The sequence below is a fragment of the Streptacidiphilus sp. EB129 genome, assembly GCF_041262645.1.
Lineage (GTDB): Bacteria > Actinomycetota > Actinomycetes > Streptomycetales > Streptomycetaceae > Streptacidiphilus.
The window spans coordinates 289168-302115 of record NZ_JBGCCS010000005.1 but is presented as its reverse complement, the minus strand read 5'-3'; the positions used below and the strand labels follow the sequence as shown (position 1 = coordinate 302115).

Annotated in this window: 13 protein-coding genes; 3 read left to right on the top strand and 10 right to left on the bottom strand. The window is 73.0% G+C overall.

Features of this window, described 5'->3' with window-relative positions; genetic code table 11:
• Window position 1: 1 nt before the first annotated feature.
• The 4 genes from rsmD to ABH925_RS09130 form a co-directional block, all read right to left on the bottom strand.
• The gene (rsmD, locus tag ABH925_RS09145) at window positions 2-586 is read right to left on the bottom strand and encodes a 16S rRNA (guanine(966)-N(2))-methyltransferase RsmD (protein WP_370146725.1); all 585 of its coding nucleotides are present in this window, start codon (window positions 584-586) and stop codon (window positions 2-4) included.
• Between the two features lie 84 nt (window positions 587-670).
• On the bottom strand, window positions 671-1189 hold the full coding sequence (locus tag ABH925_RS09140; protein WP_370146723.1) for a hypothetical protein: 519 nt from the start codon (window positions 1187-1189) through the stop codon (window positions 671-673).
• A gap of 94 nt (window positions 1190-1283) precedes the next feature.
• Window positions 1284-3449, bottom strand: coding sequence for an ATP-dependent DNA helicase RecG (recG, locus tag ABH925_RS09135; protein WP_370146721.1), 2166 nt, complete (start codon window positions 3447-3449; stop codon window positions 1284-1286).
• A 74-nt stretch (window positions 3450-3523) separates the two neighbouring features.
• Window positions 3524-5164, bottom strand: a complete 1641-nt coding sequence (locus ABH925_RS09130) for a DAK2 domain-containing protein (RefSeq protein WP_370146720.1) — start codon at window positions 5162-5164, stop codon at window positions 3524-3526.
• A gap of 280 nt (window positions 5165-5444) precedes the next feature.
• Between ABH925_RS09130 and rpmB the strand changes: the two genes are divergently transcribed.
• Entirely contained in the window at window positions 5445-5630 is a 186-nt protein-coding gene (gene rpmB, locus ABH925_RS09125) for a 50S ribosomal protein L28 (RefSeq protein ID WP_035846000.1), read from the top strand.
• Window positions 5631-5732: 102 nt separating this feature from the next.
• On the opposite strand, the gene thiD is transcribed toward rpmB, so the two are convergent.
• The 3 genes from thiD to ABH925_RS09110 form a co-directional block, all read right to left on the bottom strand.
• Window positions 5733-6551 (bottom strand): bifunctional hydroxymethylpyrimidine kinase/phosphomethylpyrimidine kinase, encoded by an 819-nt coding sequence (gene thiD, locus ABH925_RS09120; RefSeq protein ID WP_370146718.1) that lies wholly within the window; start codon window positions 6549-6551, stop codon window positions 5733-5735.
• Between the two features lie 55 nt (window positions 6552-6606).
• Complete coding sequence (locus ABH925_RS09115) at window positions 6607-7632, bottom strand: ATP-dependent 6-phosphofructokinase (protein WP_370146717.1); 1026 nt, start codon at window positions 7630-7632, stop codon at window positions 6607-6609.
• Between the two features lie 87 nt (window positions 7633-7719).
• The gene (locus ABH925_RS09110; RefSeq protein WP_370146716.1) at window positions 7720-8682 is read right to left on the bottom strand and encodes a thiamine-phosphate kinase; all 963 of its coding nucleotides are present in this window, start codon (window positions 8680-8682) and stop codon (window positions 7720-7722) included.
• A 304-nt stretch (window positions 8683-8986) separates the two neighbouring features.
• Between ABH925_RS09110 and ABH925_RS09105 the strand changes: the two genes are divergently transcribed.
• Together ABH925_RS09105 and ABH925_RS09100 are read left to right on the top strand one after the other, a co-directional pair.
• A complete protein-coding gene (locus ABH925_RS09105) occupies window positions 8987-9220 on the top strand; it encodes an Lrp/AsnC family transcriptional regulator (RefSeq protein ID WP_370146715.1) in 234 nt (77 codons plus the stop codon).
• A 19-nt stretch (window positions 9221-9239) separates the two neighbouring features.
• Window positions 9240-9785, top strand: coding sequence for a DUF3515 family protein (locus tag ABH925_RS09100; protein WP_370146714.1), 546 nt, complete (start codon window positions 9240-9242; stop codon window positions 9783-9785).
• Between the two features lie 105 nt (window positions 9786-9890).
• Here the strand turns inward: ABH925_RS09100 and ABH925_RS09095 are convergent, their stop codons facing one another.
• The 3 genes from ABH925_RS09095 to ABH925_RS09085 are packed head-to-tail and all read right to left on the bottom strand — an operon-like array spanning window position 9891 to window position 12912.
• Window positions 9891-11072: a D-alanine--D-alanine ligase family protein gene (locus tag ABH925_RS09095; RefSeq protein WP_370146713.1), complete on the bottom strand. Its 1182-nt coding sequence runs from the start codon at window positions 11070-11072 to the stop codon at window positions 9891-9893.
• 59 nt (window positions 11073-11131) lie between these two features.
• Entirely contained in the window at window positions 11132-12136 is a 1005-nt protein-coding gene (locus ABH925_RS09090; protein ID WP_370146711.1) for an NAD(P)H-dependent glycerol-3-phosphate dehydrogenase, read from the bottom strand.
• Entirely contained in the window at window positions 12133-12912 is a 780-nt protein-coding gene (locus ABH925_RS09085) for a lysophospholipid acyltransferase family protein (RefSeq protein ID WP_370146709.1), read from the bottom strand. The genes ABH925_RS09090 and ABH925_RS09085 overlap by 4 nt, the downstream gene beginning before the upstream one ends.
• Window positions 12913-12948: the final 36 nt, after the last annotated feature.

Here is a 12948-nt window from a genome sequence, read left to right as displayed (position 1 = left end):
CTCACTCGCTCCCGACTTCGCTGGCGGCGGCGCGACCGTACCAGAGCGTGGCCTCGCCGTAACGGCGCTCCCGCAGCGCCGAGAAGCCCTCGGGCCAGACGAAGTCCCCGCCCCTGGTGCTCCGCTCCACGGTGACCATGGTGTCGTCCGCGAGCCAGCCCCCTGTGCGGAGTGTGATCAGGATCTCGCCCAGTTCGGCGTCGCCGAGGGCGTACGGCGGGTCCAGGAAGAGCATGTCGAAGGGCCGTCCCGGAGCCGCCCCGGCGACGACCGCCTCGACCCTGCCCGAGCGCACCTCGGCCCCCGGCAGGCCGAGGGTGCGGATGTTGGCCAGGATGGCCTTCACCGCCCCCTGGTCCGCCTCCACCAGCAGTGCCTGTGCGGCCCCGCGCGACAGCGACTCCAGGCCCACCGCGCCGGACCCGGCGTACAGGTCCAGCACCCGCGCCCCGGCCAGCGAGCCGCGCAGCGACTCCCAGGTCGAGAACATCCCCTCGCGAGCGCGGTCGGAGGTGGGACGGGTGCCCTCGCCGGGCGGTACGGCCAGTCGGCGGCCACGGGCGGATCCGGCGATCACGCGGGTCATGGTGTATTCGGTCCTTGCGCTGTGAGCGGTACTACGCGGTCGTCCTCCACGCTATCGGCAGCCGGGGAGGACGACCGCACGTGCTCAGGCCTCGGCCACCGGCTCAGCGGCTCCCAGCAGCGTCGGCGAGGCGTAGCGGGACCAGGACAGGCAGCCGTCGGGCGGGCAGTACTCGGGACGGCGCGGGTCGTGCCCGAGTTCGCGCAGCTTGGTCCGGACGGAGTCGGGCGTACGGCCGAACCGGGCCGCGATCCGGGCGACGGTCTCGTTGGCATGGAAGCGCCGGACCAGCTCCTCCTCGTGCTGCGGCACCCAGGGGGCGCCGTGTCCGGGGTAGAGCTCGCGCAGCACGTCACGGTCGGGGATGGGCTCGGAGACGTCGGCGACGATGGCCAGCGCCCGCAGCGCCCGGTTCAGTGCGATGCGCAGCGAGGCGACGTCCTCGACCGGCAGCCGGAGCCGGCCGGAGGCGATGGGGTCGGCGGAGTGTCCCTCGCGCCAGCCGGTGAGGGAGAGGACGACCTCGCGGTCGTCCTCACTGGTGAGTTCCACGCGGAAGACCTTGTCCCCGAGCGGCAGCTCGTTGAGGTGACGGAATGCCATGGCTGTGCCCCCTGTGTTCGGGCGAAACGCCGCTGGTGAAGCGGCGTCCTGAACACTTCTATTGTCGCGCGCGGCACTGACAATCGACGGCCCGTCAGCCCTTCTCCAAGTAGTCGGCGCGCTCCTCGTCGAGCAGGCTGCGCAGCGCACCCGCCAGGGCCTGATGCTCCGTCAGCTCGGGGTCGGCGGCGACCAGCAGGACCGCCTCCTCGCGGGCGGCGGCGATCACCTCCTCGTCCTGCAGCACCGACAGCACCCGCAGCGAGGAGCGCACCCCGGACTGGGCCTGGCCCAGCACATCGCCCTCGCGGCGCTGTTCCAGGTCGATCCGGGAGAGCTCGAAGCCGTCCAGCGTGGCGGCCACCGCGTCCAGCCGCTGCCGCGCGGCGGAGGCCGCCGGCATGTCGCTGACCAGCAGGCACAGACCGGGCGCGGAGCCCCGGCCGACCCGGCCGCGGAGCTGGTGCAGCTGGGAGACGCCGAAGCGGTCCGCGTCCATGATCACCATCACGGTGGCGTTGGGGACGTTCACGCCGACCTCGATGACCGTGGTCGCCACCAGCACGTCCACCGCGCCGGCGGTGAAGCGGCGCATCACGTCGTCCTTGGCGTCCGGCGCCATCCGCCCGTGCAGCACCTCGACCCGCAGGCCGGCCAGCGCGCCCCCGGTGAGCTCGGCGGCGATGTCCAGGACCGCCAGCGGCGGGCGGCGGTCGTCCTCGCCGGACGGCTTGGCCTTCTTGTCCTCCTCGTCGCCGATCCGCGGGCAGACCACATAGGCCTGGTGGCCCTTGGCCACCTCCTCGCGGACCCGCTCCCAGGCCCGGGTCAGGAAGTTGGGGCGCTCCAGGGCCGGGACGACATGGGTGGAGATCGGCGAGCGCCCGGCCGGGAGCTGGTCCAGCACCGAGGTCTCCAGGTCGCCGAAGACGGTCATCGCCACGGTGCGCGGGATCGGCGTGGCCGTCATCACCAGCAGGTGCGGCGGCCGGTCGGCCTTGGCCCGCAGCGCGTCCCGCTGTTCCACCCCGAAGCGGTGCTGCTCGTCCACCACGACCAGACCCAGGTCGCGGAACTGGACCTTGTCCTCGATCAGCGCGTGGGTGCCGATCACGATCCCGGCGTCGCCGCTGATCAGGTCGAGCAGTGCCTGCCGCCGGGCCGGGACCCCCATCGACCCGGTGAGCAGCGCCACCTTGGTGCCCTGCTCGGCACCGCCGAGCATGCCCCCCTCGGCCAGGTCGCCCATCATCTCCACGATGGAGCGGTGGTGCTGCTGTGCCAGCACCTCGGTGGGCGCCAGCATCGCGGCCTGGCCGCCGGTGTCCACCACGGCGAGCATGGCGCGCAGGCCGACCATGGTCTTGCCGGAGCCGACCTCGCCCTGCAGCAGCCGGTGCATCGGATGCTCCCGGGCCAGGTCGCCGAAGATCTCCGCCGACACCTTCTGCTGGCCCTCGGTCAGGGTGAAGGGCAGCCGGGCGTCGAAGGCGTCCAGCAGGCCGCCGGCGCCGGGCACGCGGGCCACCGCGGGCTGCGCGGAGTCCGTGGCGCGGCGGCGGGCCAGCGCCACCTGCAGCACGAAGGCCTCGTCCCACTTCAGCCGGGACCGTGCGGCGATCTCGTCCGCATGGGTGCGCGGGCGGTGGATCTGCTCCAGGGCCTCCCGCAGCGGCATCAGCTGCCGTTCGGTACGCAGCCGTTCGGGCAGCGGATCCTGGACGTCCGCCCAGTCCAGGCCGCCGAGCAGGGCGTCGACGGCCTTGGAGATCTTCCAGGAGGGCATCTGCGCGGACGCCGGGTAGACCGGGATCAGCCGTCCGGCGAACTCCTCGGCCAGGCCTGCGCTGTCCTCGTCCATCAGCTGGTAGTCCGGGTTGGCGAGCTGCCGGACCCGGTTGAACACCCCGACCTTGCCCGCGAACAGGCCCTGCCGCCCGGGCCGCAGCTCGTGCACCCGGTGCGCCTGGTTGAAGAAGGCCAGGGTCAGCCGGCCCCGGCCGTCGGTGACCACGACCTGCAGCCGGTTGCCCTTGCGGCCCTTGAACGGGATCACCTCGGCCTTCTCGATCCGGGCCATGACGGTGACGTGCTCGTCCAGCTCCAGTTCGTCGAGGCTGGTGAGCTCACCGCGCTCGGCGTAGCGGCGCGGGTAGTGGTGCAGCAGATCGCCGTTGGTGTGCAGGCCGAGGCTGTCGGCGAGCACCTTGGCGCTGTTGCCGGCGATCAGTTTCCGCAGCGGCTCGTCGACCGTGGACATCCCTGTCGTCTCCTTCTCCCCCGGTCCGCACTGACAGCTCTACCAGCTCTACCGCACCGCACTGACAACGCAGCTCACTCCACTCCGATGAGCAGCGGCGACATCGGCTGGCCGCCCCGGTAGACCAGGGTGTCGACGACCGGATGGGCCCGGCGGACGTGGGCCACCAGCTGGTCGGCGAGCGCGTCGGGCACACCCTCGCCGAGGATCAGGGTGACCATCTCGCCGCCGGCGGCCAGCATCCGGTCCAGGACTATGCCGGCGGTCTCCGCCGTCTCCGTACCGATCACCGCGACGTCGCCGTCGATCAGCCCGAGCACGTCACCCGCCTGGCAGACCCCGGCCATGGTCCAGGACTCGCCCTCGGCGACCGCGAGTTCGGCGTAGCGGGTGGCCCCGGCGGCGGAGGTCATCGTGACCACGTCCTCGTCGAAGCGCCGGGCGGGCTCGTGCACGGCCAGCGCCGCGAGCCCCTGCACCGGGGAGCGGGTCGGGATGACCGCGACCCGGACGCCCTCGCCGCGCAGTTGCTCGGCCGCGGCTCCGGCCGCCGCCCGCAGTTCGCCGTCGTTCAGCAGCAGCACCACCTCGCGGGCGCGGGCCCGGCGCACCGCCTCGGCCAGCTCGGTGCTGGACGGCGGCCGGTCCGGGTCGGCCAGCAGGACCGTCGCGCCGCAGTCGGCGCAGAGCCTGGCCAGTCCCTCGCCGTGCACCACGCAGACCACGCCGCGCGGTTCGGCGGGGGCGTCGTCGTCCGCGGCGGCCGGGGCGGCCGAGGCGAAGTGGGTGATCCTGATCCGGTACGGCCGGCCGGCCTCGATGCCGGCCTCCACGGCCGCGCCGGGGTCGTCCACATGCACGTGCACGTTCCACAGGCCCTCGCCGCCGACCACGACCAGCGAGTCGCCGAGCGCGCCCAGGGCCTGCCGCAGCGCGGGCAGCGCGTGGTCCGGGGCGTCCAGCAGGTAGATGACCTCGTACGCCGGGCCGCCGTCGACCAGCAGGTGCTCGCCGGAGGGCACCGGAGCGGCGGCGCGGGTGCCGGCCAGGGCGAGCGGGCCCATCGGGGTGTGCCCGGTGATCGCGTCGGCCAGCGCGCCCAGCACGGTGACCAGGCCGCGACCCCCCGCGTCCACGACTCCGGCCCGGGCCAGCACCTCCAGTTGCAGCGGGGTACGGGCCAGCGCCGAGCGCGAGGCCTCGTAGGCGGCCTCGGCGACGGCGGCCAGGGCGGCGCGCGGGTCCAGCCGTTCGACCGCCTCGGCCGCCTCCGCCGCCGCCGCGGCCACGGTCAGCACTGTTCCCTCGACCGGCTCGGCCACCGCCTCGTAGCCCGCGTCGGCGGCCCGGCGCAGCGCCCGGCACAGGGCGGGGCCGTCGGCGGGGCCGGTCCCGAGCGCGGCGGCGATGCCGCGCAGCAGCTGGGCCAGGATCACCCCGGAGTTGCCCCGGGCCCCCAGCAGCGCCCCGTGTGCCATGGCCCGCAGCGCCTGCGGCAGCGAGGGCGCGGCCGCGGCGACGCCCTCGCCGGCGCTGAACAGTCCGTCGACCTCCTCGGTGGCGGACTCGACGGTCAGGTAGAGGTTGGTGCCGGTGTCGCCGTCCGGGACCGGGTAGACGTTGAGTGCGTCGATCTCCTCGCGGGCCTGCCCCAGGGCGGCCAGCGAGAGACGGCACCAGGTGCGCACGGCGGGAGCGTCGAGGGTGTCCAGCACCTGGAGTTCTCCTTGGGTACGCGGCGTTGCGATCGGGCTCCAGGGCAGGTTATCCGCACCGGAGCGGGCTGCCCCGGTTCGGCCGGATGCGGAGCTATCGGGGTCGCCATGGTAGTTTCGTTGTACGGAGTGAGCCGATGTATGCTGCTCCGGTTGCCCGGATCCCTCCGGGCCGCCCCTCGGTAGCAGCGCAGTGGCCTTCACAGCTCTGTCGCTACCACGGCCAAGCGCCACCGGGGTTGTCAACGTAAGTGCATCTGAAGTCTTTGGAGTGACTCCCGTGGCTGCCAACTGCGACGTCTGCGGCAAGGGGCCGGGCTTCGGCAACAACATCTCCCACTCGCACCGCCGTACCCGTCGTCGTTGGAACCCCAACATTCAGACGGTGCGCGCTGTGATCGGGCGTACGCCGAAGCGGCTCAACGTCTGCACCTCGTGCATCAAGGCCGGCAAGGTGTCGCGCTGACGCGGCCACCGAGCTCCGGCTTCCTGAAGGCCGATCCACCTCCTGGTGGATCGGCCTTCAGCTTTTCCTGCACGCCCTTGTGACCGTCCCGCCCGGCCGCGGCTAGCCGCGCCAGCGCCAGCCGTGGTCGACCGGGCCGATGCCCTGGCCCAGGGCGAAGCCACCGGCGATGGCCCCGGTGATGTACTCCTTGGCCGCCGCGACCGCCTCCGGCACCGGCAGGCCCAGCGCGAGTTCCGAGGCGATGGCGCTGGCCAGAGTGCAGCCGGTGCCGTGGGTGTGCCGGTTGTCGAAGCGCTCGGCCCGGAACCAGTGCTCGGCGCCGTCCGGCCCGCGCAGCAGGTCGGCGGCCTCGCCCTCCAGGTGTCCGCCCTTGATCAGGGCCCAGGCCGGGCCGAGGTCCTGCAGCGCCCTGGCGGCGTCGGGCATCTCGGCCTCACGGGTCACGCTGATCCCGGTGAGCTGCGCCACCTCGTGCAGGTTGGGCGTGGCGACGGTGGCCAGCGGCAGCAGCCGGTCCCGCAGCACCGACACCGCCGAGGTCGCCAGCAGCGCGTCACCGTGCTTGGAGACGCCCACCGGGTCGACCACCACCGGCGCGTCCAGCTCCGCCAGCAGGTCGGCGACGGTGGCCACCAGCTCGGCGGAGGCCAGCATCCCGGTCTTCACGGCCTGCACACCGATGTCGTCGACCACGCTGCGGAACTGGGCCCGTACCGCCTCCGCCGGGAGCTCCCAGTAGCCCTGCACCCCGACCGAGTTCTGCGCGGTGACGGCGGCGATCACGCTCATGCCGTGCACGCCCAGCGCCAGCATGGTCTTGAGGTCGGCCTGGATGCCGGCGCCGCCGCCGGAGTCGGAGCCGGCGACGGTCAGCACCCGGGGCGGGGCGGAGAGTGCGGAGGTGAATGGGGTCGACATGGCTCCCAACCTACCCATCGCCCCGGCCGTCCGGCCTCGCGGGCCGACCTGCGGACTACAGCACCGCCTCGGCCTCGGTCCAGCGGGCCTCGGGGACCGTCTTCAGCCGGCTCACCGCGTCCACGATGGGGACCAGCCGGATGTCGGTGCCCCGCAGCGCGGTCATATGGCCGTAGGCGCCCTTGTGGACGGCCTCGACGGCGTGCCAGCCGAAGCGGGTGGCCAGCACCCTGTCCTGGGCGGTCGGCGTCCCGCCGCGCTGGACGTGGCCGAGGATGACCGGCTTGGACTCCTTCCCCAGCCACTGGGCCACCTCGCCGGCCAGCCGGGTGCCGATCCCGCCGAAGCGCTGGTGGCCGTAGGCGTCGGTGTCCCCGTGCTCGAAGCGCATGGTGCCGGGCGCCGGCCGGGCGCCCTCCGCGACGGCGACGATGGCGAACTTCTTGCCCCGGTCGAAGCGCTCCTCGACCATCCGGCAGACCTCCTCGACGTCGAAGGGCCGCTCCGGGATCAGGATGCCGTGGGCTCCCCCGGCCATGCCCGCGTGCAGGGTGATCCAGCCGGTGTGGCGGCCCATCAGCTCGACCACCATCACCCGCTGGTGCGACTCGGCGGTGGTCTTCAGCCGGTCGATGGCCTCGGTGGCGACGTGCACGGCGGTGTCGTGGCCGAAGGTGACGTCGGTGGCGTCGATGTCGTTGTCGATGGTCTTCGGCACCGCCACCACCGGCAGCCCCGCGTCGCCGAACAGCTGCGCGGCGGTGAGCGTGCCCTCGCCGCCGATGGCGACCAGGGCGTCGATGCGGAGCGCCGCACGCAGCCGTCCGGCCCGCTCCACGCCCTCCCTGAGCCGGTCCCTGGCGACCCGGGCGGAGCCGAGGATCGTCCCGCCCCGGGTGAGGATGCCGTGCACGTCCTCCAGGCCCAGCGGACGGCCCCGGCCCTCGATCAGGCCGAGGAACCCGTCCTGGACGCCGACCACCGTGTCGCCGTGGTCGGCCACCGCCCGGTGCACCACCGAGCGGATCACCGCGTTCAGCCCCGGACAGTCGCCACCGCTGGTGAGCACACCGATTCGCATGGGCCTCAGCCTATGCAAGAAATGCGGTATACCCCGGTATGTCGTACTCGATTGCAGCAGTGCGCGGACGGCCTCCGGCCGGGCGGCCTACGCGAAGTGGTCCCAGCCGCCCGCACGGTCCCAGCGGGCCCCGTCCACGGTGACCGTGCCGGTACGGGACAGGCCCGCGGGGCGGGTGACCTCGCCGACCACCCGCCAGCGCGAGGGCAGGTGGGTGTCCGGGGGGAAGGTCGCCGCCAGGGCGTGGTCCTCGCCGCCGGAGAGCACCCAGGTGAGCGGGTCCACGCCGACCGCCTGGCCGATGTCCGCCATCTGCGCCGGGATGTCGAAGTCGGCCGCGCGCAGGTCGATGTGCACCGCGCTGGCCTCGGCCACATGGCCCAGGTCGGCCACCAGGCCGTCGCTGACGTCGATCATCGAGGTCGCGCCGAGCTGCGCCGCGGCGGGTCCCGCGTGGTACGGGGGCTCCGGACGGCGGTGCGCCTCGACGAAGGCGCGCGGGGAGCGGAAGCCGCGGGAGAGCACGGTGAAGCCGGCCGCCGACCAGCCGAGCCAGCCGGTGACCGCGACCAGGTCCCCCGGGCGCGCGCCCGAGCGGGTCACCGCCGGGCGGCCCTGGAGGTCGCCCAGGGCGGTGATGGCGATGGTGATGGTGTCCCCGCGCACCACGTCGCCGCCGACCACCGCGGCCCCGGCGACCTGGCACTCGTCCCTGATGCCGTCCATCAGCTCCAGCGGCCAGGTGGCCGGCAGTTCGGCCGGGGCGACCAGGCCCAGCAGCAGCGCGGTCGGGGTGGCGCCCATCGCCGCCACGTCGGCCAGGTTCTGCGCCGCCGACTTGCGGCCGACGTCGTAGGCGGTGGACCAGTCGCGGCGGAAGTGTCGCCCTTCCAGCAGGACGTCCGTGGTGGCGACCACCCTGCCGTCCGGGGCGGAGACCACGGCGGCGTCGTCGCCGGGGCCCAGCTCCACGGCGGCGGTCCGTGGCAGCCGGGAGGTGAGCTCCCGGATCAGTCCGAACTCGCCGAGCTCGCCGACGGTGCCCTGCATGTGTGTCCTCTCGCCTCACCGGCTGCCTACCGGAGCCGTCGGGTGTCCCCGCGCGCAGCGTACGCCCTCCGATGCACGCGCATACCTCCCCGTGTCGGCACACGCCGCGATAGCGTGGACCTCCCCCGAGGCAGCCCGGTGAACGGATGCGTCGCCCGGGGGTTCAGGAACCGCCTGCCGGGGAAACACAGCCCTCGCACGATCTCCGTACCCAGCACCACGTACGTGAAGCACGGCGTCCGCGAACATCGCGTACGAGCACAGCGCACGAGCACAGCGCACCGAGCCGCAGGGAGGTCCCACCGTGGTACAGGCATACATCCTCATCCAGACCGAGGTCGGAAAGGCAACCGCCGTCGCGAGCGTCATTTCCGAGATCCCCGGGGTCCTCCAGGCAGAGGACGTCACCGGGCCCTATGACGTCATCGTCCGCGCCGAAGCGGAGACCGTCGATGACCTGGGACGTCTGGTGGTCGCACAGATCCAGCAGGTCGAGGGCATCACCCGAACCCTGACCTGCCCGGTGGTGCACCTGTAGGGCGGTCTAGCATCGCGTGGTGAGCACAAAGTCCACGCGACGCGTCGTCGCGCCCGCGACCGCCCTGGTGTCGGCGCTGCTGGTGACGTCGCTGCTGCTGTCGGGATGCTCCGGCGACGGCAGCGGCAGCGTGCGGGTCGCGGCGCCCGCTCCCACCGGCAGCGCCGCCGCGCAGTGCGCGGCGCTGCAGCAGGCCCTGCCCCGGACGCTGCAGGGCAGGGCTCGCCGGGAGGTCACCCCGGCCACCGGCACCACCGCCGCCTGGGGCGACCCGGCGATCACGCTGCGCTGCGGGGTGGGCCTGCCCGGGGTGATGGATCCCAACTCGTCCGGCTACGACCCGCTCGGCCAGAACTCGGCGGCGCTGGACGTCAACGGCCTGTGCTGGGTCTCCGAACAGACCTCCGGCGGCGGCTACCGCTTCACCACGGTGAAGCAGCAGGCCTTCGTCGAGGTGGACGTCCCCGGGGCGTACCACGGCCAGGAGTCACCGCTCTCGGCCCTGACCGGGCCGGTCCTGAAGACCGACCCGGCCGACGTGTCGCGCCGCTTCGACTGCTCCTGACACCTGGGGGCGCGAGGAACTGCGCTGCCAACCATGCACCTCCGTAGAGGGCTGGCAGCGCGCGCAGTTGATCAAGCAGAGCCCCGCGACCCCGTTGTGCTCGCTCTAGCGCAGTCCGGTTGAGCGCTGGAGCGCTGCCTGGATCAGACGGTCGATCAGCTCCGGGTAGGGGATCCCGGTGGCCTCCCACATCCGCGGAAACGCGGAGATCGGGGTGAACCCGGGCATGGTGTTGATCTCGTTGACCACGAACGAGCCGTCCTCCAGCAGGAAGACGTCCACCCGGGCCAGGCCCTCGCAGGCCAGCGCCTCGAACACCTCGACGGCGAGGACCCGCAGCCGCGCGGTCTCGTCCCCGGTGAGCGCGGCGGGGATCCGCACCTCGCTGGAGTCGATGTACTTGGCCTCGAAGTCGTAGAAGTCGTAGCCCGCGCCGACCAGCACCTCGGCCGGCAGGCTGGCCCTCGGGCCGTCCTCGAACTCCAGGACGCCGCACTCCAGTTCACGGCCGACCAGACCGGCCTCGACGATCACCTTGGGGTCGTGCCGGCGGGCCTCGTCGATGGCCGCGGCAAGGTCCGCCGGGTCGGTGACCCGGGTGATGCCGATGCTGGACCCGGCCCGGCACGGCTTCACGAACACCGGGAAGCCCAGTTCGGCGATCCGCGCCAGCACGGCCGGACGGGCCGCCTCGTCGGCCCACTCGCGCGGCCGGACCACGGTGTACGGGCCGACCGGCAGGCCGAAGGAGGTGAGCACCCGCTTGGTGTACTCCTTGTCCATGCCGACCGCGCTGGACAGCACGCCGGAGCCGACGTACGGCACCCCGGAGAGCTCCAGCAGGCCCTGGACGGTGCCGTCCTCGCCCCAGGGGCCGTGCAGCAGCGGCAGGACGACGTCGACCTCGCCCAGCGCCTTGGGCACCGCGCCGGGCTCGGTGTAGACCACCTCACCGCGCTGCACCGGGTTGACCGGCAGGGTGACCTGGCCCTCGGCGGACTCGGCGATCTGCTCGACGCTGGGGAGCCTCCCGTCGGTGATCGCCATCCGGGCCGGCTCGTCGGCGGTGAGCGCCCAGCGGCCGTCGGTGGTGATGCCGATCGGCAGCACCTCGTAGGCCGAGCGGTCGATCGCGCGCAGGACGCTTCCGGCGGTGGACACGGAGATGGCGTGCTCGGAGCTGCGTCCGCCGAAGAGGATCGCGACGCGCGGCTTGCGCGCAGCGCCCGAGGCGGCAGCGGGGCCGGGGGAGACTGCGGACTCTGGGGATGTTGGCTGAGTGCTCATATCCCGATGGAGACTACCGTTCGGTCCGTTCGGTTGCCGATCGGGCGGGGCCGATCCGCTCAGCGGCGTTCCGGTTTCGCCGAGCGGGACATCAGTTCCTTCACCGCGACCTGCGGCGGCTTGCCCCCGTGCACGATGTCCACGACCGTCTCGGTGATCGGCATGTCGACACCGTGCCGACGCGCCAGATCCAGCACCGACTCGCAGGACTTGACGCCCTCCGCGGTCTGCTTGGTGGCCGCGATGGTCTCCTGCAGGGTCATCCCCCGGCCCAGGTTGGTGCCGAAGGTGTGGTTCCGCGACAGCGGCGAGGAGCAGGTGGCGACCAGGTCGCCCATCCCGGCCAGGCCCGCGAAGGTGTACGGGTCCGCGCCCATGGCCAGCCCGAGCCGGGTGGTCTCGGCGAGTCCGCGGGTTATCAGCGACGCCTTGGTGTTGTCGCCCAGGCCCATGCCGTCGGCGATCCCGACCGCGAGGCCGATCACGTTCTTCACCGCGCCGCCCAGCTCGCAGCCGACCACGTCGGCGTTGGTGTACGGGCGGTAGTAGCCGGTGTGGCAGGCCGCCTGCAGCCGCTTGGCGACCTGCTCGTCCTGGCAGGCCACGACCCCGGCGGCGGGCTGGCGGCGGACGATCTCCCCGGCCAGGTTGGGTCCTGACACCACGGCGATCCGCTCCGGACCGGCGCCGACGACCTCGGCGATGACCTCGCTCATCAGCTTGGCGGTGCCGAGCTCGACCCCCTTCATCAGGCTGACCAGCACCGTCCCCGGGTCGATCACCCCGGCCCAGGCGGTCAGGTTGGCGCGCAGCGTCTGCGAGGGCACCGTCAGCACCGCGAACTCGGCGCCGGCGGCGGCCTCGGCCGGGTCGTTGGTCGCGGTCACCCCGGGCGGCAGCTCCAGGTCCGGGAAGTAGTCCGGGTTGGAACGGGTGCGGTTGATCGCGTCGACCAGCTCGGGACGGCGGTGCCACAGCGACACCTCGCAGCCGGCGTCGGCCAGGATCATGGCGAAGGCGGTGCCCCAGGACCCGGCTCCAAAGACGGCACAACGGGTCGTCACCGACCGGCCTCCCTCTCCTTGCGCTGTTCGGCAGCGGCGCGCTGCACGTCGAAGCGTACGGGAGGGGCCTTCTCCCCACGCAACTCCTCCAGCAGCGCGGTGATGGCGTCCATGATGACCTCGGTGGCCTCCCGCAGCACCGCCGCGGTCAGCGGCTTGCCCTCGAACGCGCTGAGGTCGACCGGCGGTCCGGCCAGCACGTGCACGGTGTGCCGGGGGAAGGGCTGGAACCTGCGGTCGCCCCGGCCGCCCTTGGCGTAGCGGGGAATGATCTCGTGTGCCCCCCACTGGGCCACCGGGATCACCGGCGCGCCGGTCATCAGCGCGACCCGGGCGGCGCCGGTCTTCGCGGTCATCGGCCAGAAGTCGGGATCGCGGGTGAGCGTGCCCTCGGGGTAGAAGGCGACGCACTCGCCCCGGTTGACGGCGTCCACGGCGGCCCGGAACGCGTTGGACGCGTCGGCGGAGCCCCGGTACACCGGAATCTGGCCCGCTCCGTGCAGGATCCGGCCGATGACCGGCACCTTGAACACCCCGGCCTTGCCCAGGAACCGGGCCGGACGGCCGGAGTCGTACTGGTAGTGGCCGTAGACCAGCGGGTCCAGGTAGGAGTTGTGGTTGACCGCGGTGATGAACCCGCCCGTGGCCGGGAAGTTCTCCATTCCACGCCAGTCGCGCCTGGTCAGCAGGAAGAGCGGAGGCTTTCCGATGGCGGCCGCGAGGCGGTACCAGAAACCGTACTTGCGGCGCGCCGCCCTGGTGCTGCTGCCGGGCACGTGCACTCCTCCTCAGCCGAATCCCTGCGGAATTCC